General features: G+C 69.7%; 20 protein-coding genes and 2 tRNA genes. 12 read left to right on the top strand and 10 right to left on the bottom strand.

Annotated features, from left to right (window positions below; genetic code table 11):
• The first annotated feature begins 53 nt into the window (after nucleotides 1-53).
• The 3 genes from AB5J62_RS21535 to AB5J62_RS21525 all read left to right on the top strand — a co-directional run bounded on the left by AB5J62_RS21535 (nucleotide 54) and on the right by AB5J62_RS21525 (nucleotide 3,853).
• Complete coding sequence (locus AB5J62_RS21535; RefSeq protein WP_370950096.1) at nucleotides 54-629, top strand: DUF3090 domain-containing protein; 576 nt, start codon at nucleotides 54-56, stop codon at nucleotides 627-629.
• Between the two features lie 8 nt (nucleotides 630-637).
• Entirely contained in the window at nucleotides 638-1,408 is a 771-nt protein-coding gene (locus AB5J62_RS21530) for an SCO1664 family protein (RefSeq protein WP_370950095.1), read from the top strand.
• Between the two features lie 90 nt (nucleotides 1,409-1,498).
• Complete coding sequence (locus AB5J62_RS21525) at nucleotides 1,499-3,853, top strand: immune inhibitor A domain-containing protein (RefSeq protein WP_370950094.1); 2,355 nt, start codon at nucleotides 1,499-1,501, stop codon at nucleotides 3,851-3,853.
• Nucleotides 3,854-3,937: 84 nt separating this feature from the next.
• On the opposite strand, the gene AB5J62_RS21520 is transcribed toward AB5J62_RS21525, so the two are convergent.
• Nucleotides 3,938-4,939: an alpha/beta hydrolase family protein gene (locus AB5J62_RS21520; RefSeq protein ID WP_370950093.1), complete on the bottom strand. Its 1,002-nt coding sequence runs from the start codon at nucleotides 4,937-4,939 to the stop codon at nucleotides 3,938-3,940.
• Nucleotides 4,940-5,022: 83 nt separating this feature from the next.
• Between AB5J62_RS21520 and AB5J62_RS21515 the strand changes: the two genes are divergently transcribed.
• From AB5J62_RS21515 to AB5J62_RS21500, 4 genes are all read left to right on the top strand, one after another.
• Nucleotides 5,023-5,913, top strand: a complete 891-nt coding sequence (locus AB5J62_RS21515) for an aminoglycoside phosphotransferase family protein (protein WP_370950092.1) — start codon at nucleotides 5,023-5,025, stop codon at nucleotides 5,911-5,913.
• Nucleotides 5,914-5,946: 33 nt separating this feature from the next.
• Nucleotides 5,947-6,738: a DUF3097 domain-containing protein gene (locus AB5J62_RS21510; protein WP_370950091.1), complete on the top strand. Its 792-nt coding sequence runs from the start codon at nucleotides 5,947-5,949 to the stop codon at nucleotides 6,736-6,738.
• Nucleotides 6,739-6,807: 69 nt separating this feature from the next.
• Nucleotides 6,808-7,239 carry an NfeD family protein gene (locus AB5J62_RS21505; RefSeq protein WP_370950090.1) on the top strand — a complete coding sequence of 144 codons (432 nt, stop codon included), beginning with the start codon at nucleotides 6,808-6,810 and terminating at the stop codon, nucleotides 7,237-7,239.
• Between the two features lie 142 nt (nucleotides 7,240-7,381).
• Nucleotides 7,382-8,680, top strand: coding sequence for an SPFH domain-containing protein (locus AB5J62_RS21500; protein WP_370950311.1), 1,299 nt, complete (start codon nucleotides 7,382-7,384; stop codon nucleotides 8,678-8,680).
• Nucleotides 8,681-8,741: 61 nt separating this feature from the next.
• Here the strand turns inward: AB5J62_RS21500 and AB5J62_RS21495 are convergent, their stop codons facing one another.
• From AB5J62_RS21495 to AB5J62_RS21480, 4 genes are all read right to left on the bottom strand, one after another.
• Nucleotides 8,742-10,097 carry an MFS transporter gene (locus AB5J62_RS21495; RefSeq protein WP_370950089.1) on the bottom strand — a complete coding sequence of 452 codons (1,356 nt, stop codon included), beginning with the start codon at nucleotides 10,095-10,097 and terminating at the stop codon, nucleotides 8,742-8,744.
• A gap of 125 nt (nucleotides 10,098-10,222) precedes the next feature.
• Nucleotides 10,223-10,804: an NADAR family protein gene (locus tag AB5J62_RS21490; RefSeq protein ID WP_370950088.1), complete on the bottom strand. Its 582-nt coding sequence runs from the start codon at nucleotides 10,802-10,804 to the stop codon at nucleotides 10,223-10,225.
• Between the two features lie 35 nt (nucleotides 10,805-10,839).
• Nucleotides 10,840-11,265: a pyridoxamine 5'-phosphate oxidase family protein gene (locus tag AB5J62_RS21485; protein WP_370950087.1), complete on the bottom strand. Its 426-nt coding sequence runs from the start codon at nucleotides 11,263-11,265 to the stop codon at nucleotides 10,840-10,842.
• A 7-nt stretch (nucleotides 11,266-11,272) separates the two neighbouring features.
• Nucleotides 11,273-11,851: a GNAT family N-acetyltransferase gene (locus tag AB5J62_RS21480; RefSeq protein WP_370950086.1), complete on the bottom strand. Its 579-nt coding sequence runs from the start codon at nucleotides 11,849-11,851 to the stop codon at nucleotides 11,273-11,275.
• A 70-nt stretch (nucleotides 11,852-11,921) separates the two neighbouring features.
• Between AB5J62_RS21480 and AB5J62_RS21475 the strand changes: the two genes are divergently transcribed.
• The 4 genes from AB5J62_RS21475 to AB5J62_RS21460 all read left to right on the top strand — a co-directional run bounded on the left by AB5J62_RS21475 (nucleotide 11,922) and on the right by AB5J62_RS21460 (nucleotide 16,372).
• Nucleotides 11,922-11,996, top strand: a tRNA-Pro gene (locus tag AB5J62_RS21475).
• A gap of 1 nt (nucleotide 11,997) precedes the next feature.
• A tRNA-Tyr gene (locus tag AB5J62_RS21470) sits at nucleotides 11,998-12,067 on the top strand.
• A gap of 19 nt (nucleotides 12,068-12,086) precedes the next feature.
• Nucleotides 12,087-14,276 (top strand): hypothetical protein, encoded by a 2,190-nt coding sequence (locus AB5J62_RS21465; RefSeq protein ID WP_370950085.1) that lies wholly within the window; start codon nucleotides 12,087-12,089, stop codon nucleotides 14,274-14,276.
• Between the two features lie 149 nt (nucleotides 14,277-14,425).
• Nucleotides 14,426-16,372: a WD40/YVTN/BNR-like repeat-containing protein gene (locus tag AB5J62_RS21460; RefSeq protein ID WP_370950084.1), complete on the top strand. Its 1,947-nt coding sequence runs from the start codon at nucleotides 14,426-14,428 to the stop codon at nucleotides 16,370-16,372.
• Between the two features lie 90 nt (nucleotides 16,373-16,462).
• Here the strand turns inward: AB5J62_RS21460 and AB5J62_RS21455 are convergent, their stop codons facing one another.
• From AB5J62_RS21455 to AB5J62_RS21445, 3 genes are all read right to left on the bottom strand, one after another.
• A complete protein-coding gene (locus tag AB5J62_RS21455; RefSeq protein WP_370950310.1) occupies nucleotides 16,463-16,771 on the bottom strand; it encodes a hypothetical protein in 309 nt (102 codons plus the stop codon).
• Between the two features lie 23 nt (nucleotides 16,772-16,794).
• Nucleotides 16,795-20,148, bottom strand: coding sequence for a TM0106 family RecB-like putative nuclease (locus tag AB5J62_RS21450; protein ID WP_370950083.1), 3,354 nt, complete (start codon nucleotides 20,146-20,148; stop codon nucleotides 16,795-16,797).
• A 162-nt stretch (nucleotides 20,149-20,310) separates the two neighbouring features.
• On the bottom strand, nucleotides 20,311-21,744 hold the full coding sequence (locus tag AB5J62_RS21445; RefSeq protein ID WP_370950082.1) for an aldehyde dehydrogenase: 1,434 nt from the start codon (nucleotides 21,742-21,744) through the stop codon (nucleotides 20,311-20,313).
• A gap of 137 nt (nucleotides 21,745-21,881) precedes the next feature.
• Between AB5J62_RS21445 and AB5J62_RS21440 the strand changes: the two genes are divergently transcribed.
• Complete coding sequence (locus tag AB5J62_RS21440) at nucleotides 21,882-23,327, top strand: GMC family oxidoreductase (RefSeq protein WP_370950081.1); 1,446 nt, start codon at nucleotides 21,882-21,884, stop codon at nucleotides 23,325-23,327.
• Here the strand turns inward: AB5J62_RS21440 and AB5J62_RS21435 are convergent.
• Both AB5J62_RS21435 and AB5J62_RS21430 read right to left on the bottom strand, forming a co-directional pair.
• Nucleotides 23,311-24,237 (bottom strand): alpha/beta hydrolase, encoded by a 927-nt coding sequence (locus AB5J62_RS21435; RefSeq protein WP_370950080.1) that lies wholly within the window; start codon nucleotides 24,235-24,237, stop codon nucleotides 23,311-23,313. The genes AB5J62_RS21440 and AB5J62_RS21435 overlap by 17 nt on opposite strands.
• Entirely contained in the window at nucleotides 24,234-25,193 is a 960-nt protein-coding gene (locus AB5J62_RS21430) for an aldo/keto reductase (RefSeq protein ID WP_370950079.1), read from the bottom strand. The genes AB5J62_RS21435 and AB5J62_RS21430 overlap by 4 nt, the downstream gene beginning before the upstream one ends.
• Between the last annotated feature and the right edge of the window lie 8 nt (nucleotides 25,194-25,201).

Genomic DNA, 25,201 nt, shown 5'->3' with positions numbered 1-25,201 from the left:
ACACGGGGCGGCAGATGCCGATGATCGTGCGTTGGCCTAGGGTCGAGGGTGCCATGTCTCGCGTAATTCACGTCTTCCGCCAGCCCGACCGGTTCGTCGCCGGGACCGTCGGGGAGCCCGGTGACCGCACTTTCTACCTCCAGGCGTCCGAAGATGTGCGCACGATCAGCGTGACCATCGAAAAACAGCAGGTCGCGGTGCTCGCCGAGCGCCTCGGCTCGCTGCTCGAGGAGGTCGCGACGCGCTTCGGCGCGGACGTGCCGGAGGACGTACCCGACGATCTCGTCGACGTCGACCCGCTCACCGTGCCCGTCGAGGAGGAGTTCCGCGTCGGCACGATGGGCCTGGGCTGGGACGCCGACTCGAAGGCTGTCGTGATCGAGCTGCTCGCCATCACCGAGGGCGAAGTGGACGAAACGGTCGTACTCGACGACACCGAGGAAGGTCCCGACGCCGTGCGGGTGTTCCTGACCCCGGTCGCCGCCCGAGCCTTCGCCGAGCGCGCCGACCGGGTGATCAACGCGGGCCGCCGCCCGTGCCCGCTCTGCGCCGAGCCGCTCGACCCGGCAGGCCACATCTGCCCGCGCCAGAACGGCTACCGCCGCGACGTCGACGTGATCGAAGACTGAGCCGCGGCGTGGACGACCTGCTCGCGCACGGAAAGCTCGAGGTCGAAGGCAGACTGGTCGAAGCCTCCAACCTGACCCTGTTCTGCCAGGTCGAGCTCGACGGCGAGATCGCCAACGCCGTCTACAAGCCGGTCCGCGGCGAGCGCCCGCTCTGGGACTTCCCCGACGGCACGCTCGCCGGCCGCGAGGTCGCGACCTATCTGGTCGCCGACGCGCTCGGCCTCGGCGCGATCCCGCAGACCGTGCTCCGCGACGGCCCGTTCGGCGAGGGCATGGTCCAGCGCTGGATCGAGACGAGCGAGGACGAGCTCGTCGACGTCCGCGCCCCCGATGACCTCCCGCCCGGCTGGAAGGTCGTGCTGCACGCCCACGACCGCAACGGCGAACCCGCGGTGCTCGCGCACGCCGACCACCCCGGCATCCGCGACCTCGCGCTGCTCGACATCGTCGTCAACAACACCGACCGCAAGGGCGGCCACATCCTGAGCGGCACGGACGGCGTCGTCTACGGCGTCGACCACGGCATCTGCCTGCACACCGACCCCAAGCTGCGCACGGTGCTCTGGGGCTGGATCGGCGAGCCGCTGCCGGAGGACGCGATCGTCAAACTCAAGGCGCTGCGCGGCAAACTCGAAGGCGAACTCGGCGAGGCGCTCGCCCCGCACCTGACCAAGTTCGAGATCCTCGCCATCCGGGACCGCGCCGAGCAGCTCGTCTACGAGGGCGTGTTCCCCTCGCCGGGCGACGAGTGGCGCGCCATTCCCTGGCCACTGTTCTAGTCACGACCGACTTTCGGACGTAGCCGCATGCACGAACGGCTACGTAACGTCCACCGGGTTTGCGTTTCCACCCGTTGACGAGGGGAAGTCGTGCGAAGAGTTCTGGCCGGAGCGGCCACGATCGTGCTGCTGAGCGCGGGGATCACGCCCGCGGCGTTCGCGGCACCGGCACCACCACAGCAAGTCGCCGACCAGTCGGTCGCGCAGCTCGACGAGCTGCCCAACCCGCTGGAGGACAAGCGCCGCGCGCTGCGCCAGGAGGCGCTGACGAAGGTGCTCACCGGCGAGGCCACCGCGCAGAAGCGGGGCGCGAGCACCGTCGCGAAGATGGGCAAGAAGGCCAAGAGCAAGACGGACAAGACGCCGACCGACCAGTACGTCGAGCTCGCGCGCGAGAAGACCGACAAGGTGTTCGTCGTGCTCGCCGAGTTCGGCAACGACCGGCACCCGCAGTACCCCGACAAGGACCAGGACCCGGCGACGCCCGGCCCCAAGCGCTTCGACGGGCCGCTGCACAACCAGATCCCGGAGCCGAACCGCGCGGTCGACAACACCACGATCTGGCGCTCTGACTTCAGCAAGCAGTACTTCCAGGACCTGTACTTCTCGACCGCGCCGGACGCCAACTCGGTCGCGAACTTCTACGACAAGCAGTCATCCGGCCGCTACAGCATCGACGGCATGGTGACCGACTGGGTCAAGGTCAAGTACAACGAGGCCCGCTACGGCCGCTCCAACGGTTTCCCTTGCGGCGGAACGGTCTGCAACAACTCCTACGACCTCGTGCGTGACGGCGTGACCGCGTGGGTCGACGCGCAGAAGGCGGCAGGCAAGACCACCGAGCAGATCCGCACCGAGCTGGCCGCGTTCGACCAGTGGGACCGGTACGACTACGACGGTGACGGCGACTTCAACGAGCCGGACGGCTACATCGACCACTTCCAGATCGTGCACTCCGGTGGCGACCAGGCCGACGGTGATCCGTGGCAGGGCGAGGACGCCATCTGGAGCCACCGCGGCTACGCGTTCAAGAACTACAGCTCCGGCCCCGGCAGCAACAAGCTCGGCGGCGCGCCGATCGGCGACACCGGGCTCTGGGTCGGCGACTACACCATGCAGCCGGAGAACGGCGGCGTGAGCGTGTTCGCGCACGAGTACGGCCACGACCTCGGCCTGCCCGACCACTACGACACCAGCGGCGGCGGCACGAACGGCGTCAACTGGTGGTCCATCATGGGCCAGACCCGCGTCGGCGAGCCGGGCGAGGCGCCGGGCACCCGCGCCAACGAGTTCTCCGCGTGGGACAAGCTGCAGCTCGGCTGGCTCGACTACGAGGTGGCCGTCGCCGGCCAGGACCGCACCTTCGAGCTCGGCCCGCACGAGTACAACACCGCCAAGGCGCAGGGACTCGTCGTCGTGCTGCCGGACGTGCCCAAGACGTTCGACTACGGCGCCCCGTACGCGGGCTCGAAGATGTGGTGGAGCGACAAGGGCAACGACCTCGACCACTCGATGACCGCGCCGCTCGACCTGACCGGCAAGGCATCGGCGTCATTGAGTCTCAAGACGCGCTTCGACATCGAAGAGGACTTCGACTACCTCTACATCGAAGCGGCCAACGCCGACGGCAGCTGGACCCAGCTCGACGGCACGGTCGACGGCAAGCCGTTCATCCGCGACTCGGGTAATTCGCCGGCCATCAGCGGTTCCTCGGCGGGCAAGTGGGTCGACGTGAAGGTGCCGCTGGACGCCTACGCCGGCAAGAACACCAAGCTGCGCTTCGCCTACCGCACCGACGGCGGCCTCGCGCTGCAGGGCTTCTTCGCCGACGAAATCGTCGTCACCGCCGACGGCGCCCCGGTGCTCACCGACGGCGCGGAAGCCGCCGGACCGTGGACCCTCAAGGGTTTCCGCACCGCCGCGGGCAAGGAGACGAAGGTCTTCGACCAGTTCTACATCGCGTCGAACCGGACCTACGAGTCCTACGGCAAGTACAACCGCACCGGTCCGTACCGCTACAGCTTCCCCGACAAGCCGGACTGGGTGGAACACTTCCCGTACCAGGACGGCCTGCTCGTCTCGCTGTGGGACACCAGCCACCTGGACAACAACACCAGTGAGCACCCCGGCGAGGGCCTGATCCTGCCGATCGACGCGAACCCCGCGCCGATCTACAACCTCGAAGGCAAGGCATGGCCGCCGACCGTGGCAGGCTACGACGCGCCGTTCGGGTTGCAGAAGTCGGACTCGTTCACCTTGCACATCAACGGAAAGGCCTCGTACGTGCGCGGCCAGTCCGCCCAGCCGGTCTTCGACGACACCAAGCAGTTCTGGTACCCGGAGACCCCGACGACGGGCGTCAAGCTCGCCGGCGTCGGCGTCGGCCTGCGCGTCCTGTCGCAGTCCGGCACCTCGATGAAGGTCAAGCTCTTCAAGACCAAGTAGCCCCTGACCCATCGGTACAAGCCCGAAAGTGGCTTTCGTCAGATCGCATCTGACGAAAGCCACTTTCGGGCTTTTCTCGTGCGCCTAGGGGCGCCAGAACTTGACCTCGGGGAACCGCGGTGATGGCCTGCCGAGCAGCGGCTGCTGCCGTCCGCGCAGGTGCAGGTCGAGGAACGCGGTCACGTAGTCGCCGGTGATCCGCAGTCCGCGCGCCGCGGGCAGTTTCTGGTCCGGTGGCAGGCCGAGCTGGTCGGCGAGCATCGGCAGGTCGGTGAACACCGACGGCCCGGCGCGCTCCACGGTGAGCCACCGTCGCCAGCCGGTCAGGCCGGGCCAGAGCCGGTCCCAGCTCGGGTCGGCTTGGCCGCCCGGCGCGTGGCGGGGCGTGCCGAGCAGGAGCAGTGGCCGATTCAGGCCCACCAGCAAGGGAAACGACCCGTCGAGGCTGACGCCGGCGCTGATCCGGGGGTCGGCCGCCATCGCGGGCAGGACGCTGCCGCCGCCGATCGAGTGGCCGACCATCGCGATGCGGCGCGGGTCGATCAGCTTGCCCCGGCCCCACACCGGGGTCTTGCCGATCAGCCGGTCGAGCACGAACGAGACGTCCGCCGCGCGGCCGCGCGCGATCTTGAGGTCGTCGTGCGCGAGGTGGCCGGTGGTGTGCCCGTCGGGGAACGTGGTCGCGACGGCTTCGTGGTTGTGGCCGATGGCCGCGACGACGTAACCCTGGCTCGCGAGGTCCTCGCCGAGCGTGCGCAGTGTGCCGCGCGGCTGCTCGCGGCCGGGGGAGAGGACCACCAGCGGCGCGCGGGAACCGAGCGGCGGCGCGTTCACCCTGGCGTGCGTGCCGACGGTGGTCAGCGCGTCGCCCGCGATGTCCTCGCTCAGCCCGCGCACGATCCGCTCCGACTCCGCGAGCGTCAGATACGGGGCCTGCCTGCCCGTCTCCACCAAGGCGGGGTACCAGATCGACACCATCAGCTCGCGCCGGTCGGCGGGAACCCACGGATCGGGCCTGGCTACGTCGCGCAGGTGCAGGGTGATTTGGCCGATCGGGTTCCGACCGGAGGGCTCGGGCAGCTTCATATAGGTATGATCATACGTCCGTCAAAACTGCGGTATCCGGAGAAACCCGGATAATTCCCTGGTTCGGTGTCAGGCTAACGGCCATGATCGTCTTGGATACCGCCGCTCGGGCAAGGTTGGTCGACCGTTTCGGGCCGCAGGTGACAGCATGGTGTGACGGTCTCCCCGCACGGGTGAACGAGCTGTGCGACCGCTGGGGACTCGAAGTGCTCTCCGCGGCGCCGGGCAACACCGGCCGGACGTTGCTCTGCCGCGACGCCGACGGCGCGTCCAAGGTGCTCAAACTGACCCCCGACACCGAAATCGCCGCCACCGAGGCCGCCGCGCTGCGCGTCTGGGCCGACTCCCGCCACGTGGTCGACCTGCTCGCCGCCGACGGCGACGCGCTCCTGCTCGACGGCATCGTCCCCGGCACCCCGCTGAGCGACGCCGACATCCCGTACGACCAGGTCGACACCATGCTCGCCGACCTGGCCACGTTCAAGCCCCGCGATAAAGCGGGCTTTACTCCCGGGGATAAAGCCCGCTTTATCCCCGGGAGTAAAGCGGGCTTTATCCCGCTTTCGGAGCGCGTCGACTTCATGTTCACCCTCGCCGCGCGACGTAACCCGGACGTGCTCGCCGACGTGCAGCGCCGCTCATGGCAGCGCGCCGCGGAGCTGGCACAGGGCGACGCGGCCGCGTTGGTGCACGGTGACCTCCATCCCGGCAACGTCCTGTGGGGCGCGGACGGGATCGTCGTCATCGACCCGCGGCCCAGCATCGGCGACCCCGCGGTCGACGCCGTCGACTGGGCGTTGCACCCGCTGCTCACCGGCGGCTCGCTCGACGACGGCATCGCGGCGCTGCCGAGCCTCGACGGCGACCGCGTGCGCGACTGGTGCGCCGCGCTCGCCGTCCTGCTCGCGCTGTCGGCGATCCGCCGCGGCCTGCCTGCCGAGTACACCGAGGCGTTGCTCGGCGTGGCACGCTGACGAGCTACGCGAACCGGACTACCGTCATCGCCCGTGCGCTATGACGACGTGCTGGCCGGATCACGCAAACGGGTGATCCCGGAAGTGCCCGCCGAACCCGGCCTGGTGGTCGAGGAGGCAGGCAGCGGGTTCTGTGGTGCCGTCATCCGCATCGAGTACGGCAACGTCGTGCTCGAGGACCGCAAGCTCAATCAACGCGTGTTCCCGCTCAACCCGGCGGGCTTCCTGCTCGACGGCAAGCCGGTCACGCTGGTGCCGGTCAAGGCCGCGCCGCGACCGGCGCGCAAGATCTCCGCGTCGGGATCCGTGCACGTCCAAGGCCTGCAGGCCCGCGTCGCGAAGGATTCCCGCATCTGGGTCGAAGGCAAGCACGACGCCGAACTCGTCGAGCGCGTGTGGGGCCACGACCTCCGGGTCGAGGGCATCGTCGTCGAACCACTCGACGGCGTCGACGTGCTGGCGGACCGGATCGCCGAATTCGGCACCGGCCCGGAGCGCAGGCTCGGCGTGCTCGTCGACCACCTCGTCGAAGGCAGCAAGGAATCCCGCATCGTCGACGCCGTGCGCGACGAGAACGTGCTGGTCACCGGGCATCCGTACATCGACGTCTGGCAAGCGGTGAAGCCGGCGGCCGTCGGCATCAAGGCGTGGCCGGTGGTGCCGCGCGGCATCGAATGGAAGCAGGGCATCTGCGACGCGCTCGGCTGGGGCGAGCCGTACGAGGGCTGGCAGCGCGTGCTCGCCGCCGTTAGCAGCTACCGCGATCTGGAGACACCGCTGATCGGTGCCGTCGAGCGGCTGATCGACTTCGTGACGGTCGGCTGAAAATCAAGTGTCCATCAAGCACGGGTGCGTATGCGGGTGCGAACCGTCACTTTCTGAGACGATGAGCGCATGACGGCGGCAGTGGTATGGCTGATCGTGGGCTTCGCCCTGATCGTGGCGGAAGTGATCTCCGGCGAGTTCGTGCTGCTCATGCTCGGCACGGCGGCGCTGGTCACCGGTGGCGTCTCCGCGCTGACCGGCAACCCGTACCTCGACGCGGCCGTGTTCGCCGCGTCGGCGGTCGGGCTGCTGTTCCTCGTCAGGCCCGCGCTGAAGCGCAAGTTCCTCGGCGGCGAGGGCGCCAAGACCAACACCGAGGCGCTCGTCGGCACCCACGCCGTCGTGCTGTCCACAGTGGACGGCCACGGCGGCACCGTGAAACTCGCGGGTGACACCTGGTCGGCGCGTGCCTACGTCGAACACGACCGGCTCCAGCCGGGCACGAAGGTCACCGTCATGGAGATCTCCGGCGCGACGGCCGTGGTGAGCCCCGACCCCTGACCGAGAAACGACCCGGCGAAAAGTACATGAGCACCAGAGCGGAAAACCGCGCTGAGAAGGGAAGAAAGTCTTGTCGACGATAGCGATAGTCGTTGTCGCGCTGATCGTGCTTTTCGTGATCATCACCGTGGGGAAAGCCATCATGGTGGTCCCGCAGGCACAGTCGGCCGTCATCGAGCGGCTGGGCCGGTTCCGCACGGTCGCGTCGCCCGGTCTGACCTTCCTGGTGCCGTTCCTGGACAAGGTGCGCGCCAGGATCGACCTCCGCGAGCAGGTCGTCTCGTTCCCGCCGCAGCCGGTGATCACCGAGGACAACCTGACGGTGTCGATAGACACCGTCGTGTACTTCCAGGTCACCGACTCGCGCGCGGCCGTGTACGAGATCTCGAACTACATCGTCGGTGTCGAGCAGCTCACCACCACGACACTGCGCAACGTCGTCGGTGGCATGAGCCTGGAGCAGACGCTGACGTCCCGCGACTCGATCAACACCCAGCTGCGCGGCGTGCTCGACGACGCGACCGGCCGCTGGGGCATCCGCGTCGGCCGGGTCGAGCTCAAGGCGATCGACCCGCCGCCGTCCATCCAGGACTCGATGGAAAAGCAGATGCGCGCCGACCGTGAGAAGCGGGCGATCATCCTCACCGCGGAAGGCCAGCGGGAAGCGTCCATCAAGACCGCCGAAGGTCAGAAGCAGAGCCAGATCCTCGCGGCCGAAGGCGCCAAGCAGGCCACGATCATGGCGGCCGAGGCCGAGCGGACCTCCCGCATCCTGCGCGCGCAGGGTGAACGGGCCGCCCGTTACCTGCAGGCGCAGGGCCAGGCTAAGGCGATCGAGAAGGTGTTCGCCGCGATCAAGGCGGGCAAGCCGACCCCCGAGGTGCTGGCGTACCAGTACCTGCAGACGCTGCCGCAGATGGCGCAGGGCGACGCGAACAAGGTCTGGATGGTCCCGAGCGACTACGGCAAGGCACTCGAAGGCTTCGCCCGCGCGCTCGGCGCACCCGGCGACGACGGCGTCTTCCGTTACGAGCCGCCGAAGGAAGAGGACACCGAGCGCCCGGTCCTCGACGACGACGAGGTCGCCGCCTGGTTCGACACCTCGACCGACCCCCGTATCGCCGAAGCCGTCCGCGCGGCCGAAGCCGTTGCCCGCCAGGAAGTCCCTGGCCCGCTCGGCTCGACCACGCAGCCCGCCGCGCGGCCGACTCCGCCGGTGCTCGCCGGTCTCCAGGGCGGCGACAAGGGCGAGCCGGAGCCGCAGGAGACGGAGCGCACGGAGGTCCAGCAGTCGCCTCCGCCGCCCCCGCAGCCCGCGCCGCTGCCCCAGCCGCACCCGCAGAACTTCCAGCCGCGCCAGCCTGGACAGTTCAACCCACCGCAGGGCAACCCGCCCAGCGGCCCGTTCCCGCAGCAGGGCCCGTTCGGCGGCTCCCGCTAAGCATTCCCGGGTCGTGAGTGGTATGGCCGGTTAGAACCGGCCATACCACTCACGACCTTTTTCATTTGGCGCGTAGGTAAACGCTGTCGTCGGTGATGTCGGCCCGCGACCGGTCGGGGATCAGCAGTACACAAAGGACGGTCACGGCCGCCGCGACGATCATGTAGACCGAGATCGAGTACGGCGTCGCCGTCGTGTGGAACAGCCAAGCCGCCAGCAGCGGCGCCGGCCCGCCCGCGAACACCGAAGCGAGCTGATAGCCCAGACCCGCGCCGCCGTACCGCAAATGCGTCGGGAAGCTTTCGCCGATCAGCGACGCCTGCGGCCCGTACTGCATCGAGTGCGGCACCATCGCGAGCACGATCGCCAGGAAGATCACCAGCTTGTTCCCGTTGGTGAGCAACCAGAAATAGGGGAACGCGATCACCCCGATCCCGATCGCGCCCATCAGGTAGACCCGTTTACGCCCGATCTGATCGGAAAGCCGCGCGAAGTACGGGATCATGACCAGCTCCAGCGCCGCGCCGACGAGCACCGCGTTGAGCACGAACGTCTTGCTGAAATGGTGCGCGGCCACGACGTACACGAGCACATAGCTGGTGAACAGGTAGAACGGCATCTGCTCGCTGAACCGGAGTCCGGCCGACAGCAGGATCTCCCGCCAGTGCCGCTTGATCACGTCACCGATCGGATTGCGCGCGGCCCGGTTCTCCGCGACGACCGACGCGAACATCGGCGTTTCGAGAATGCGCAGCCGGATCATCAGCCCGACGCCGACCAGCAGCAGACTCGCCAGGAACGGGATACGCCATCCCCACGACACGAACGCGTCATCCGAGACGAGCGCGGACAGCAACGTCATGCCACCGGTGCCGAGCACCAGCCCGACGGGCACCCCGACCTGCGCGAACGCGCCGAGCATCCCGCGTTTGCGCTGATCACCCCATTCCATCGCGAGCAGCACCGAGCCACTCCACTCGCCACCGATCGCGATACCCTGCAACAGCCGCAGCAGCACCAGGATGAGCGGCGCGGCGACCCCGATCTGCGCGGTACCCGGCAAAATGCCGACGATGCCGGACGAGATGCCCATCAGCAGCAGCGTGACGATCAGCGTCGTCTTCCGCCCGATCCGGTCACCCCAATGCCCGAAGATCGCCGCACCGATCGGCCGCGCCGCGAACCCGACCGCGTAGGTCGCGAACGACTGCATGACACCCGCGTAGGTGCTGGAACTCGGGAAGAAAACGGTCGGGAAGACCAGCGCCGCGGCCGTGTTGTACAGGAAGAAGTCGTACCACTCGATGGTCGTCCCGATGGCGCTCGCCGCAGCGGCCCGCCGGACTTGCGTTTTCTGCTCGGACTCCGCGTTCGCCGCGGCCAGCGCCTTGTCCGCCTCGTCCTGACCGAGAACCATGCGCACCTCCTGTGACTACGCCGTCACTCGAACGTGCACCTTCTCACGGCCACCCCCGGGGATGTCCAGACCAAGGATTCGATTGGTTCGTGAGCGTTGCGGGCGGCTAGAACCGCCCGCAACGCTCACGAGTCTTGTTCGACGCGGAGCTGGTCGCGGACCTCCATCAGCGCGAAGCCGAGGAGGTTCGAGCCGCGCCAGTAGTCCGGGTTGTCGGCGTTCTTGTCCTCGCGCGCGAGGCCGCTGCCCCAGATGATGTCCTTCTTCGACGCCTCGACCAGCACCTGGTCGCCCGTGCCGAGCAGGAACTCGCGCAGGTCGGCGTGGTAGCGGAACTTGCCGAGGTTGCCGTCGACGACGATGTCGAAGCGGTGCCTGGCCCAGCGCGCCGGGTCGAAGTCGGCGACCGAGCGGCCGAGGATCTTCGCGGCCTTGGGCTCGGGCTCTTCGCGGATCGCCGCCGCCGTCTCGAAGTCGCCGAAGAGCTCGGCCTTGCCCGCCATCATGTAGTGCTCGGCGGTGGGGTAGCGGTTGCCGTCGCCCGCGACGAACGGGGCGTGCCACCACTGGCTGAGGCAGGTTCCGTTGACGATGCCGCCGTACGGGGGCCGGTGGCCGTAGAAGAGCAGGTACTCCGCTTCGGCACCACCGTGGATCAGTTCGCGCAGCGCCTCGACGTCACGTACCGCGTCTATCTTGCTCACCATGTGAATAGTCGTACCACTACGCCCCCGGCGCCGCGTCACACGGTGTAGCTGATGTCCTTCGCGGCGATCCGCTCCGGGCGGATCCGCAGCCAGATGGTGCCCTTCTCGATCGGGTCGTCGTGCAGGTAGGAGCGGAAACGCCGGTCCCAGCGCGACTCGTCGGCGCCGAGGTAGCGGACGAGCAGCCTGCGGCCCCTGGCCACGTCGAACGGCAGCTCCTCGGCCTTGCCGCGGGCGATGACCTGGCGGATCAGGCCGGTGGCGATGTCGCCCTCGTCGACGACCAGCGCGACCGCGGGGTCGGCGCGGACCTTCGCGGTCAGGCGGGCCCATGGGCCGGTGAGGATCCAGAAGGCGCCGTCTTCCCAGAGGTACCAGGTCGGCCGGACGGTCGGCCCGTTCGTGGCCACCCGCGCGATCAGGGGGCGGGCCAGGAACTCGTCAAGATCGAAATCGGTCACCGGGCCACTATGGAACCTCCAGTGCGGTAGAGGTCAAGAGTTCGCCGGGCAGCAGGCTGAAGATCACCGAGTCGCGGCGACCGCCTTGGAACGGGATGTGTGAGCGCAACATGCCCTCGCGGACGAAACCGCAGCGTTCGGCGACGTGTTGGGAGCCGATGTTGGCGGGTTCGCAGACCAGCTCGAGACGGGCGACGCCGAGGCGCTCGAACGCCCACGTCGCGAGCAGGCGAGTCGTGCGGGTGGCGACACCTCGGCCGCGGGCGTGCGCGGCGACCCAGTAGCCGACCGACACGCGAGCCTCGCTCGGTGTGAAGTCGTAAAGCGAGCAGCCACCCAACAGGTGGTTCTCGCCGTCGACGATGGCGAGTGGCAGCTCTTCGCCGTCGCGACGCGCTCTTTCCTGTGCGTAGAAGCGATCGCTTACATGCGCGAGAGTCGGCTTCTCCGTCAGCGGCCACGAGAAACGCAGACACACCGGGTCGGAGAAGGCGGCGAATCGTTCTGGCAGCTCGGATTCGCGCCACGGCCGCAGCGTGACGACACCGTCGGTCAAGCAAGGGTCCGGGAATTGCAAGGCGGGCATGGCGCGAAGCTACCACTCGGAAAATCGGCTGCGTTACTGGAATTTCGGCGCTAGTGTCCACTTTCGACGACATGGAGTGGCTCAGCGGCAGAGCACCTGGCTCGGGACCGGGAGGGCGCGGGTTCGAGTCCCGCCTCCATGTCCATCCTGGGGTAGCTCAGGGAGAGCACCCGGCTGTAACCCGGGAGGGCGCGAGTTCGAGTCTCGCCCCCAGGTCCGATCGAGGGGGAAAGCAATGGAGGAGCGGCTACGAGCATCGCCGGGATACGCGTTCGCTCAGCTGGACCGTGCGGTGAAGCAGGCCGTCTCGGCGGGTGACCGCGTCACGCGGAACCGTGCCCGTGAGAAGGCAGGCCGCTGGCGTGCGGTGCTCGACGGCATGCGTGACGCGACGCTCGAAGTCGGCTCGCGGACGCCGGTCGCCGACACCCCCGCGTGGGTGACGCTCGAGGTCGCGCACGGCGGGTTCGCCACCGGCCGCTACCTCGCCGAGGAGCGGCCGACGCCAGACGAACTGCGCTGGGGCGCGGACCGCGAGAGCGTCAACCGGCACTTCCTCAGCGACGACGGCCGTGCCGAGCTGCTCGCGGCGCTGCGCAGCGAGTCGTACCGGATCGACGTGCCGGAGGAGGCCGCGCTGCCGGTCGTCGCCTGGCTGATCGACCGCGGGCACCACGAGCAGGCGCTCGATCTGGTGAGCGAGCTGTGGCCGCTGATGGACCGGCTTCGGTTCACGCCGCGGTTCCAGCCGCGTCCGAAGCCGGCGGGCGACCTCGTCCGGCTTTCGACGGTCGGCGACGTTCAGCACGTACTGCGTGCGAAGGAAACCTCGCCGCAGATCGACACGATGCTGACCACGCTGCGCGTCTGGAACCCGTTGTACGACAGGCTTGTCGAGCTGTGGTGCGAGACGGTCGAAGGCGAGCTTCCGACGCTCGACGGCGATCGTGTCGTCGGCGGCTGGCCGTGCCGGACGACGCCGGAAGGCTGGGCGGACCGTCGTGCCCGGTGGCTGCTGGACCATGCGGCCGCCGGACCGTCGCCGCGCAACGCCAAGAGCAACTTCGAACGGCTGCGCCGCGCGCTGGAGAACAGCGACGTGCTGTCGGCGCGTGACGTCGGCTGGGTCCGGCGCGCGCTGGCGAACACGATCACCAAGCACGGCGCTCCGGGTTCCGAGGCACGCGCGGCGCTGCGCGGCGCGCAGGCGGTGGTCGCGGCCAAGCCGACGCACGCCGAGCTGGCGCGCGTGCTCGCCGGACGGCTCGACCGCTACCCGGCCGACGGCGGGCTCACCGAACTCGACCCGCTGGCGGGTGCGGCGGCCGACGGCGTGCCGATGCCGCCGGGGCTGCTCGCGAAGGTCGGCCGCGCGCTGGAAGCCCCGGTGGAGACGCTGGTCGAGCGTGGCGTGATCGGCTCCGGTGAGGTGCTGGCGAAGGTGTTGCCGCAGCTGTCTTCGCGGGCGCTCGCGGCGAACATCGCCGATCCGGAGCTGGCGGCGCTGTTCACCCAGACCTACGGCGCGTTCCGGCGTCGCCGCAGCCTGCTGTTGCTGAACCTGGAACATCAGGTCCGGCTCGAGGAGCTGCCGTGGATCGCCGCGCTCGCGCCGCTGCGCGCGGGACGGGCCGACACGTCGCGGCAGGCCGAGGTGGTGCTGCGGCGGGCGACCTTGCTGGCGCTCGACGCGTTCCCGCAGACGATCCTGCCGAACCCGCTGGTCCGCGAGCTGGGTGCGCTGGCCGTCCAAGCCGGACTGAAGGTGCCGCTGCTGGAGGAGGTCGCGGCTGACATCTTCATGGGCACGTTCACGCACAAGTGGCACCTGGCGGCCGAGATCAGCAGCCGGGTGCTGGCCGGGACGCTGTACGCGCGGTACTACGACCTGCCCGAAAAGTGGGGTGCGGCAAGGCTCGTCCGCACCTGGGGCAAGCCGACGGCCGCCGATTTCGCCGAGCTGTGCCAGAAGCGCGCGGTCGCGGCTGGCAAGCGCGGCTCCTGGGTCGCGGGGAACGGCATGGTGCTGGAGCAGAGCCAGATCCTCACCACGCACAACCTCGCGCAGCTCGTCGACGCGCTGGGCCTGGCGCCGAGGATCCGTGAGCTGGCGCCTGGGTTGGCCGACCGCTCGTTCGACTGGGCGGTGCGGCGGCTGGCGATGCCCACCCCGCATCGGCACGCGGCGCTGCACGCGGTGAAGAACGCGGCGTACGCGTGGCGGCAGGCGATCTTCTACCTGAGCTACGCGGACCTGGACACGCAACGCGCATGCGTCGCCGGACTGTACGGGCGGGCCGCGGCCGTGCCGCGGCTGGCGCCCGCCGTCGAAGGACTGGCGCGGGTGATCGAAGGCGGCGCGTGCACGACGCGCTTCCTGGGCTGGACGACGGGTGAGCACTGGCTGCTCGCCGGTCAGTCCTGATCGACGCGGAACTCGGGCAAGGCTCTTTCCCATTGTCCGATGTCTGGCCGGTATTTCGGTGTCATGGGCGTGAGATCCGCCTTATGGCTTAGTAAAGATCGGATGAATGGTCCTATGCGGGCACTGGTGCCACCGCCAAGATCATCCGCATGAAGCTGAGATCGTCCACCAGACGCCTGCTTGTTCTGGGGCTGCTCGCCGTGCTCGGTACCACCGGGACCACGACCGCCGCCCACGCCGACCCCGATGCCGCCGCGGCCCAGCGCGGCGCCTGGGAGGCCGCCGGGCCCAACAGCATCGGCGGCCTGCTGGCCGTGTCCGGGTCCCAACTCGCCATGATGCAACCGGGGCCGCCCGCGCTGTGGCTCTCCGACGACCGCGGCGCCTCGTGGAAGGTGCGCCGTGAGCTGCCGCAGGACACGGTGATCCAGGGTTTCTGGGCCGATCCCGTGCGCGGCGACCGGATGCTGGCCGTCGGCAACAAGCCCGCCGGTTTCAACGGCGAGTGGGCGGGCATGCTGCTCGCGACCGACGACCGTGGCCAGCATTGGCGGACACTGCGCGACTGGTACCCCGACGGCGCGTTCCAGCTGGCCGCCGATCCGACCGGGCGCACGATCGTGGTGTCCAATATGGACACGATGAGCGTCAGCCCCGACGGCGGCGAGACCTGGAACGACGTGCCGAGGACCTGGCCACGCGAAGGGATCGCGGCCCCGGTCGGCAGTCAGAAACTGGTGCTCGTCGGCGACGACGCCTACTTCACCACCGTCTACCCGGAGTACTCGCTCTGGGTGATCCGCGGCGTCACCAGCGCCGAACCGAAGGCCGAGCTGGTCTACCGGACCAACGACGAAGTCAACCAGGTCGCCTCCGACGGCCGCCAGCTTGTGGTCACCGTCGGCGCGGAACTGCGTGGCAGCAACGACTTCGGCCGCACCTGGACGACGTTGCGCCGCGACCCCGGCGGGCAGTCGCTGCGCGAGCCGCACTTCGCGGGCGGGAGGCTGTATGTCGGCACCTACCAGGACCTCGACGTCAGCACTGACGGCGGCAAGACGTGGACGCGCAAGCCGGTGCCAGCGGCGGGCGAAGGCGTCACCGACATCGTGGAACTGCCAGGAAAACCGGCGACCACGCTGATCTCCGCTGTCTACCGGGGCGTCTACGCCGACTCCGGAAAGAACGGCTACCAGCAGCTGGGCGTGCCGGGCGAGTCGATCCGCGACCTCGTCGCGGCCGGTCCGTTCTGGAAGCAGAGCCTGGTCGCTGCCGGCGTGCAGGAGATCTACAATTCCCCGCTGCCGCAAGGAAAGATCACCCCGTCGAGCCGGGTCTGGCAGTCACATCCCGGCGACCGGCTGCACGAGGACGCCAAGCTGTCCGTCTCGCCGAGCCGCCCGGACACGGTCTGGCAGGTCACGCGCAACGGCTTCGCGCTGGACGTGCTGCGCAGCGGTGACGGTGGCCGGAACTGGCAGCTGGTCGGCAAGCCGATGGAAGGCTCGCCGCGCGCGATCCTGGCCAACCCGGCCGACCCGAACCGGGTTCTCGTTTCGGCGTTCACGCCCAGCGGCTACGTGCTCTACCGGACCGTCGACGCCGGCAAGAACTGGGAGAAGATTCCCGGCGGTGGCTTCCTCGCGATGGCCGGGGATCCGTGGAACCGCAACCGGATCTGGGGCGGCGACGGCGACGGCCTGTCCCGATCGGACGACGGTGGCAAGACCTGGACGCACGTGTCCGACGAGCCGGTCAGCACGATCACGGTGAGCGCGTGGGGTGGCCGGATCGTGGTCGGCGGCGCCGGGCTGCTGCTGAGCGAGAACAACGGCCGCACGTTCCGGCGGGTCCGCGACGGCGAGAACCCGCGTGAGATCAACCGGATCGTCGCGCATCCGCTCGACCCGCGTGTCTGGTTCGCGGCCAGCACGACCGGCGAAGGCGTGCTGCGCAGCACCGACCTCGGCCGCACCTGGGCGCCGCTGGCGGCCCCGGTGCCCGATCGCGGCGTGCTCTCGCTGGCGATCAGCGGCGACGGGCGTTACCTGTTCGCCGGCACCGAGCAAGCAGGCGTCTACCGCCTGACCCTCTGACCCCACGAAGCCGGGATAAAGCCCGCTAAACTCCCGGGGATAAAGCAGGCTTTATCCCCGGGAGTAAAGCCCGCTTTATCCCGGCTTGGGTCAGGAGTCCTTGCCCATCGAGCGCCGGATCTCGGCGAGCTTGTCCTTGGCCGCCTCTTTGTTCTTGGCGATCTTCTCGTCGAGCGCTTCCATGGTGTGCTCGGTGCCGAGACCGGCCAGCTCGCTCGCGCCGACCGAGGTGGCGTGCCGGTTCTCGATCTTGTCGCGCACGTAGTCGAAGCTCGGCACGCCGCCCTCGCTGTAGTCGGCCTCGGGCACGACCGGCTCGACGGTCGCCGGCAGGTTCGACGCCGGGGTCTCGTCGACGACTTCGGCGTCGACCACGTTCGGGTCGTTCGTCCCGCTCATCCGCTGCTCCGTCTCCTCGGGTCTCACCACGACCATAGCCTGGCTTCGGTCATCAACCCGATCATGCCGGACACCAGCCGCATCTGGTCGACCGTGCGGATGTCGGCCTCGACCAGCCGGGGCGAGCAGACCATGATCGCCAGCGCCTGCGCGCGCGAGAGCGCGACGTTGAGCCGGTTGCGCGAGAGCAGGAAGTCCAGGCCGCGCGGCAGGTCGACGGCCGACGACGAGGTCATGGTGGCGATCACCACCGGAGCCTCCTGGCCCTGGAACCGGTCGACCGTGCCGACCCGCACCCCGGGGAAACCGGCCTGCGTCAGCGCGTTGGTCACCACCCGCGCCTGCAGGTTGTACGGCGCGACCACGAGGAAGTCGCCGTCGTCGAGCGGCCGCGACGTCCCGTGGTCTGTCCACGTCCTGCCGTGCAGCCCGGCGACGATCCGGACGACCTCCTCGGCCTCCTCCGGTGACCGGGTGGTGTTGCCGTGATGGTCCACTTCGGACAGATAAAGCCCGGCGCCGACACCGCTGACCGCGCGCTCGGCCGCGGACGGGTGCGCGCGCAGCCGTCCGGCGTAGGACAGCCGGGACACGGGCTCGCAGACCGCCGGGTGCATCCGGCGCGTCTCGTCGAGGAAGTAACCCAGCTCGGGCGGGATGATGTCGGCCTCGCCGATCAGGTGCCCCAGCGCCGACGCCTCCGCGCCCGCCGGGTGCGTGCCCTGCACCACCTGCGGCAGCTGCTGCGGGTCACCCAGCAGCAGAAGGTTCTTGGCGCACAAGGACACCGCGAGCGCGTCGGCCAGCGCGAACTGCCCGGCCTCGTCGATGATCAGCAGATCGAACGGCTCGTCGCGGATCGCGGTGTTGGCGAACGTCCACGCGGTCCCGCCGACCAGATGCCCCGCGTCGTGCTCCTGACGCCATTTGACCAGCGTCGGATTGGTCTTCGGCTGATCCCACAACGCGTTCGGGTCCGGCGTCTTCTTGGGCCGCTTCGCGCACGGCAGGTTCGGCGCGGTCTTCAACGCGGCGGACAGCACGTTCTCGACCGCCTTGTGGCTGGTCGAGGTGACTGCGACCGTCTTGCCCGCGCGGACCAGATGCGCGATCAGCCTGCCCGCGAGGTAGGTCTTGCCCGCGCCGGGCGGGCCCTGCACGGCGAGCACCGAACCGTCGAGCACATCGACGGTGTCGATCACCGTCCGGACCAGGTCTTCACCGGCTTCGGGCCGCGCGCCGCGCAGCCGGGGCGGCGTCCGCTTGAGCAGATCGATCCCGGCGTGGCGGGGGAGCACCGGCAACTCGTCGACGGCGAGCCTGGCGAGTTCGGCGACGGCGTCGTCCTTGGGCGACGGCCGGACCGGGCTGCCGGGCAGCACCGCCATCGGCCGGTCGAACGACGTGGCCTCCGGCGGGCAGCTCTCCTCCAGCGTCAGCTCGACCGCGGACGAGGCGATGACCTTCGCGTCGCGCGCGTCGGTGCCGTAGCGCAGGCGGACGGCGTCGCCGGGGGTGAACGGATGCGGCCGATCCGGGTCGCAGGTGAGCACGAGCGTCCGCTTGGCGAGCTTCGTCCGCCCGCTCGGCTGCACCCACGCGTCGGACCGCACCGAGACGGGAACCGCGCAGGTCGTGTCGACCTCGAGGTCGCCGAGCGGCGCCGCGAGCTGCCGGAAGTACTCCCACCAGGCCGGATTCGTCTCCCGGCGGTGATAGCCGACCGACGCGGCCAGCAGCGCGCGGGCATGTTCGTCGGGGGAGAAGGCGGCGGGATCGTCGGGCAGCCCGTCGAGCAGAGGATCGACCAAGGCGGCCAGCCGGGCGGCCCGCTCGGCGCGACGGTCGGCGTTGACGTCGTCGTCGATGACGTCCGTCGGCTCCGGCTCGATCAGCTCGATCCCGGCCTCGGCGCGCACCTTGTGCAGGAACTCGAACAGCCGCAGCGTCGAGACGCAGTCGTACTCGTTGTAGTCGCTGATCCCGCGCAGCACCTCGTCGGCGCGCTCGCTTTCGCCGCTGTGCGAAAGCGTCAGGTACTCCTCATAAGCCTCGATGCTGGAGACAGCGGTCTTGACGTCGCCGTCACGCGCGCCAGGCATGTAAAGCGGTTCGAGGTACTTGATCGAATACGACCGCTGCGAAACCCGCAAAGCCTTACGCACCACGGCGTACAGGTCGACCATCGCACCACTGCGCAGCAGCTGGTCGACCACTTCCTCACGCGTGCCGTGCACCGCGGCGAGCCGTTTGACAGCCGTGACCTCGTACGGCGCGTAGTGGTAGACGTGCGACCCCGGATGAGCGGCGAGCCGCGCGACCGTGAAGTCGATGAACTCCTCGAACGCCCGCTTCTCCTGCGCGCGGGTGTGCGCCCAGAACGGGGTGAACCGCTGCATCCCGTCGGCGGTCACCGCGCCGAACAGGTACTCCAGCCCCTGCCCCGCCAGCGCGTACGGGTCGCCTTCCATGTCGAAGAAGACGTCGCCGGGCTGCGGCGGCGGCAGTGTCGCGAGCGCCTCCGGTTCGATGACCTCGTACGCGATCTCGCCGGTCGCGTCCTGCTTGACCTGGATCGACGCCTGCGCCCGCAGCGTCGTGAACGACGTGACGGAAAGGTCGCGCGGCCGGTCTTCCGGTTGCGCGACGGCGAGCGCGTCGATCGACCCCAGCCCGGCCGCGACGAGCTTGCGCCGCTGGTCCCCGCGCATACCCGCGACCAGTGAAAGGTCCCGGTCCGCCTCGCGCGAGCTCGAGCAGTGGTCGGCGAACGAGCAGCCCGAACACGCGGGCCGCTCTTCGGCCCACAGCTGCTCGGGCAGATTCGGCTCACGCCCCTTAAGCCGCGCGCTCAGCCGGTTCAGCAGCGGCAGGAAGTCGTCCACGCGCAGCGACCGGGTGCTCCCGTCGCCGAGCAGCAGGTGCATCTCGGGCCCGGCAGGCCATCCCGCGCGCCGCAACGCGTCGGCGTACGCGGCGAGCTGGACGACCGCGGCGGGCTTCGCGTGCCTGGCGAGCTTGGTGTCGTAGACCTCGTAGCGGCCGTGCTCGTCCCGCATGAGGAAGTCGGCCCGGCCCGAGAAGTCGTCGTCGTGGAAAACGGCCTGGTAGACCACGGGCGCGCCGGCACTCAGCGCTTCGGCGGTCTCCCGCGCGGCGACGACCGGGTCCCGTTCGTCGATCTCGATGACGACGCGTTTCTCACCACGCAGCCGGGTCAGTGTCGCGACCTCGTGCGCGCGCCCGTGTTTGACGGCGAGCTGGTCGGCCCCGCTGCCAGGCCGGGGCGCACCCGGCAGACCGGCGGCGAAAGCCTGCTTCAGCACACTGCGGTGTTCGCATTCCAGCAGGTCGGCGAGATCGGAAGGGGTGTACATCGCCGCGCAGTCTCGCACGCACGCGCCCCCCGACCCGCCCACGACACCCGCCCGGCCCCAACCTTTCCCCAAGACCGGGATAAAGCGGGCTTTACTCCGCGCGATAAAGCCCGCTTAACTCCCGGGAGTAAAGCCCGCTTTATCCCGGGTCTAGCCGCAGGGTCAGCCGTGGTGGAGCCAGACGGACTTGGTCTCGGTGTAGGCGTCGATCGCCCATGGGCCCATCTCGCGGCCCCAGCCTGAGGCCTTGTAGCCGCCCCAGGGGGCGGCCATGTCCGGGATCGGGGGCATGTTGACGAAGACCGCGCCCGCTCGGATGCCGTTGGCGAAGCGGTGCGCGACGGTGAGGTCCTTGGTCCAGACGGTCGCCGCGAGGCCGTATTCGGTGTCGTTGGCCCGCACGAGCAGTTCGTCCTGGTCGTCGTAGGCCGTCACGGCGAGCACCGGGCCGAAGATCTCCTCGCGCATGATCTTCATGTCGTCCGAGACCCCGGCGAAGAGCGTCGGCGAGTAGAAATAGCCCTCACCGTCGACGGGCTGGCCGCCGGTGACCAGCTCGGCGCCTTGCTCACGGCCTGTCGCGACGAGGAAGTCGACGTGCTCCCGGTGCTTCGCGGAGACCAGCGGGCCGAGTTGGGACGACTCGTCGATGCCGGGGCCGAGCTTGAGGCCTTCGAGGCCGGCGGCGAGTTTCGCGACGAACTCCTGCTCGCGGGCGCGGTCCACGAAGAAGCGGGTGTACGCGGCGCAGACCTGTCCGCTGTTGAGCGTCGCGCCCGCGAGATTGCCGGCGACGGCGGCGTCGATGTCGGCGTCCGAGGCGATGATGCTGGGTGCCTTGCCGCCGAGTTCGAGTGTCAGGCGCTTGAGGTTGGACTCGGCGCTCGCCGCGGTGATCAGCTTCCCGACCGCGGTCGAGCCGGTGTAGGAGACATGGTCGACGTCGTTGTGCCTGCTCAGCAGCGCGCCGACCGCGCCGTCGCCGGTCACCAGGTTGACCACGCCTGCCGGGAATCCTGCCTCGTGCACCAGTTCCGTCAGCCGGATGCTGGTCAGCGGGGTGACCTCGCTCGGCTTGATCACCACGGTGTTGCCGGTGGCGAGCGCGGGCGCGAGCTTCCACACGAGGATCATCAGCGGGAAGTTCCACGGCGTGATCAGCGCGTTCACCCCGACCGGCTCGCGGCGCGTGTAGTGCAGTGTGTCCGGAAAGGACACCGGGTTCGTGGTGCCCTGGATCTTGGTGACCCAGCCCGCGAAGTACCGCAGGTGCTCGGCCGCGCCGGTGACGCTGACCTGGCGCGAGATGCCGATCGGCTGCCCCTGGTCGCGGGTCTCCAGCTCGGCGAGCTCCTCGTGGTTCTTGTCGACGAGATCCGCGAGCCTGAACAGCAGCGCGGCCCGCTGGACCGGTGGCAGCCCCGCCCACGCGGGGTCGCTCAGCGCCGCCCGCGCGGCGCCGACGGCGGCGTCGACATCGGCCGCGGACGCGGTCCCGACCTCCTCGATCACCTGGCCGGTGGCCGGATCGTACGTCGGCAGCGTCCCGCCTCCGGCGGCGGTCCACTGACCGTCGATGAACAGGCGTGTGGCCATGGCAAGTTCCTCCTCGACCTGGATGTGATCGAGTATCGGTTTCGGCGCCCGCCGCGGTCTTGCTCGCCAGGGCACGCCGATTGTCGGCCAGCGAACTGAATTCGCCGGGCGGGTTCGCGCCTTGCGAGGGTGGGGCCATGGACGTGATCGTGGTGGGGGCGGGTTCGGCCGGTTCGGTGGTCGCCAGGCGGCTGGCCGACGCCGGGGTGTGGGTGACGCTGCTCGAAGCGGGCGGGCCGGACACCAACCCGGCCATCCACGACCCGTCGCGGGCAGGCGAGCTGTGGCACGGGCCGGAGGACTGGGACTTCCACACGGTGCCGCAGCCGCAGGCGGCGAACCGGCGGCTGCACCTGCCACGCGGCAAGGTGCTCGGCGGGTCGCATGCGCTCAACGCGATGATCTGGGTGCGCGGCGCACCCGCCGACTACGACGGCTGGGGGCTGCCGGGCTGGCGGTGGGACGACGTGCGCCCGGTGTACGAGCGGATCGAAAAGGACCTGCTCGACGTCGTGCCGAACGAGCCGTTGCACCCGATCCAGCAGTCCATTGTGGACGCCGCGGTGCAGATCGGCGTGCCGTTCAACTCGGACTACAACGGCGCCGAACTCGACGGTGTCTCGGTGCAGCAGGTCACGACTCGCGACGGCAAGCGGCTCAACACCTGGCTCGCCTACGGGGCGCCCGCCGCCGAACGGATGACCGTCCACACGGGAGCGCTGGTGCACCGGCTGCTGTTCGAGGGCACCAAGGTGACCGGGGTGCTCGCCGAGATCGACGGTGAACCGCGCAAGGTCTTCGCCGACGAGGTCGTGCTCGCCGCCGGCGCGCTGGCGTCACCGGCGATCCTGCTTCGCAGCGGCATCGGGCCCGCCGCCGAGCTGGAACCGCACGGCATCGACGTCGTCGCGGACCTGCCGGGGGTGGGCCGGAATCTGCACGATCACCTGTTGTCGCCGGTGATCTTCGCGACCGACCGGCGCCGGGTCGATCCGCCGGAACCCGGGCGGTCGGTGACCCAGACGCACCTGTTCTGGCGCAGCCGTCCGGACCTGGCGGTCCCCGACACCCAGCCGATCCACTTCAGCGTGCCGATGTACGAGTCGTGGATGACCGGCCCGGAAACCGGGTTCTCGCTGATGGCGGGCATGGTGACGCCGCGGAGCCGTGGCAGTCTGCGGCTTTCGGGGCCGAGCCCACAGGACGAGCCGCTGATCGACCTCGCCGCGCTGGAAGACCCGGCCGACTTCGAGAGCCTGGTCGCGTCGGTGGAGCAGTGCCGCGAGATCGGCCGCGCGCCCGCGCTGGCGGAGGAATGGGGTGCTCGCGAGCTCTACCCCGGCCCCGCGGCTGATGTGCGCGAGTACGTCCGGCGGACCGCGATCACCTATCACCACCAGGTCGGGACCTGCCGGATGGGCACCGACGAGGAGTCCGTCGTGGACCCGGCCCTGGCGGTGCACGGGGTGACCGGGCTCCGGATCGCCGACGCGTCGGTGCTGCCGCGGGTGACCACGGGCAACACCAACGCGCCCGCGGTGCTGGTCGGCGAGCAGGCCGCGAGGTTCATGCTCTCCCGATAGTGCGGCGTATCCAGGAGGCCCGTGCGGCGAGCGCCGCGCGGGTCACCTCGCTGTCCGGCGCGAACCGGTCGAACCCGTGGTACGCGCCGGCCCAGACGTGCAGTTCGGTGGGCACGCCCGCCGACCAGAGCCGTCGCGCGTAGTCGACGTCCTCGTCGCGGAAGATCTCAGCCGCGCCGACCTCGATGAAGGCGGGCGGAAGCCCGGTGAGGTCGGGCGCGGTCGCCGGGACGGCGTACGGCGATGTCTGTCCTTTGAGGAGCGACTGCCAGCCGAAGGCGTTGGCCGCCTGGCTCCACACGCCGCGTTCCGCGAACTCCACTGTGGACGCCGAGTCGTTGCGGCTGTCGATCATCGGGCACAGCAGCAGCTGCCCGGCCAAGGCCGGACCGCCACGATCCCTGGCCAGCAAAGCGATCCCCGCGCTGAGCCCACCGCCCGCGCTCCCGCCGCCGACGATCAGCTTCGCCGGATCGAACCCGAGTTCGGCGGCATTGGCCGCCATCCACGTCAGGCCCGCGTAGCAGTCCTCCAGCGGCGCCGGATGCGGGTGCTCCGGCGCGAGCCGGTACTCCACGGTCACCGCGACGAAGCCGAATTCCTCGACCAGCGCGACCATCCGGGGCAGGTCGGCGAACCGGTCGTCCATGACCATCCCGCCGCCGTGGATGTTGTAGAACCCCGGCGCGCCCGGCTGGACGCGCCGGGGTTTGACGACGGTGACGACCACGCCGGTGCCGGGCACGGCCCGGTCCTCCCAGACCAGGTCCCGGTCGCCGATCGCCTCGGCGCAGCTCAGGTTCGAGCCGGCCAGCATCTGCCGGGCACCGGCCAGTGACGCGGCGTCCAGCCCTGGCCCGGACGGCAGGCCTTCGAGTGCTTCGGCGAGTTCGGGGTCGAAGGCCGTCACGGTCCCTCCGAGTCGACGCTGTCGCGGTCCGCCCAGAACGGTTCGACCAGGTCACGCAGCTGCTGCGCGCCGACGCGCTCGACCAGGTCGACGGCGCCCATGTTGTCCTTGAGCTGGGCGGTGCTGGTCGCGCCGAACAGGGTGGTGGTGTTGGCCGGATGGGTCAGGGTGAAGGCCAGGCACAGCTGCGCCGCCGTCGCGTCCAGGTCACCGGCGATCTTGGCGAGCTCCGGGGCGGAGGCGGCGATGCGCTCGCGGACGCCACCGGGGTCGCGGCCGACCTGGCGCGCGCCGCTGTTCTTGCCCAGCAGGACGCCGCCCTCGAAGATGTCCGACGACTGGAGCGTGACGCCGAGCTCGCCGAAGACCTTTTCGAACGGCTCACCGTCCGGAATGGACCGACGGGCCACGCTGTACTTGAGCTGCGCGATGGCGGGGCCTGGCACGTTCTCGACCGCCGCGAAGTCGTGCAGCGCGCGGATGGTGGTGGCGGACCAGTTGTTCACGCCCCACTGCCTGATCAGCCCGGCCTGGCGGAGTTCGTCCAGGTCCAGCACGAGCTGGTGCAGGTCGGTGTCGTCGCTGCGAAGGTCGCCCAGCACCACCAGGTCGGCGTGCTCGACCCCGGCGCGGAACAACGCGTTGTCCAGCTGCGCGCGCAGGCTCTGCTCGGGGTAGCCCTCCAGCCAGAGCTTCGCCGAGAGCAGGTAGTCGTCGCGCTTCAGTCCGGCCGCGCGGACCATCGCCGAGAACAGCACGTCGGTGAAGACCGGCGGACTCGTCGGAAGACCGTAGACGCCGACGTCGAACAGCGAGATGCCGGAGTCGACCGCGGTGCGCACCAGCGTCACCGCCTCGCGGAAGTCCATCCGGTCGTAGGTGTGCCACGAACCGAGCGAAAGCACGCCGGTGAGCGGGCCGTCGCGGCCGATGCGGCGCTGGGGGATGGCGGTCATGAAGGCTC

Source organism: Amycolatopsis sp. cg5, assembly GCF_041346955.1.
In the GTDB taxonomy this organism is placed as follows: domain Bacteria; phylum Actinomycetota; class Actinomycetes; order Mycobacteriales; family Pseudonocardiaceae; genus Amycolatopsis.
This window is presented reverse-complemented; position numbering and strand designations above follow the sequence as displayed.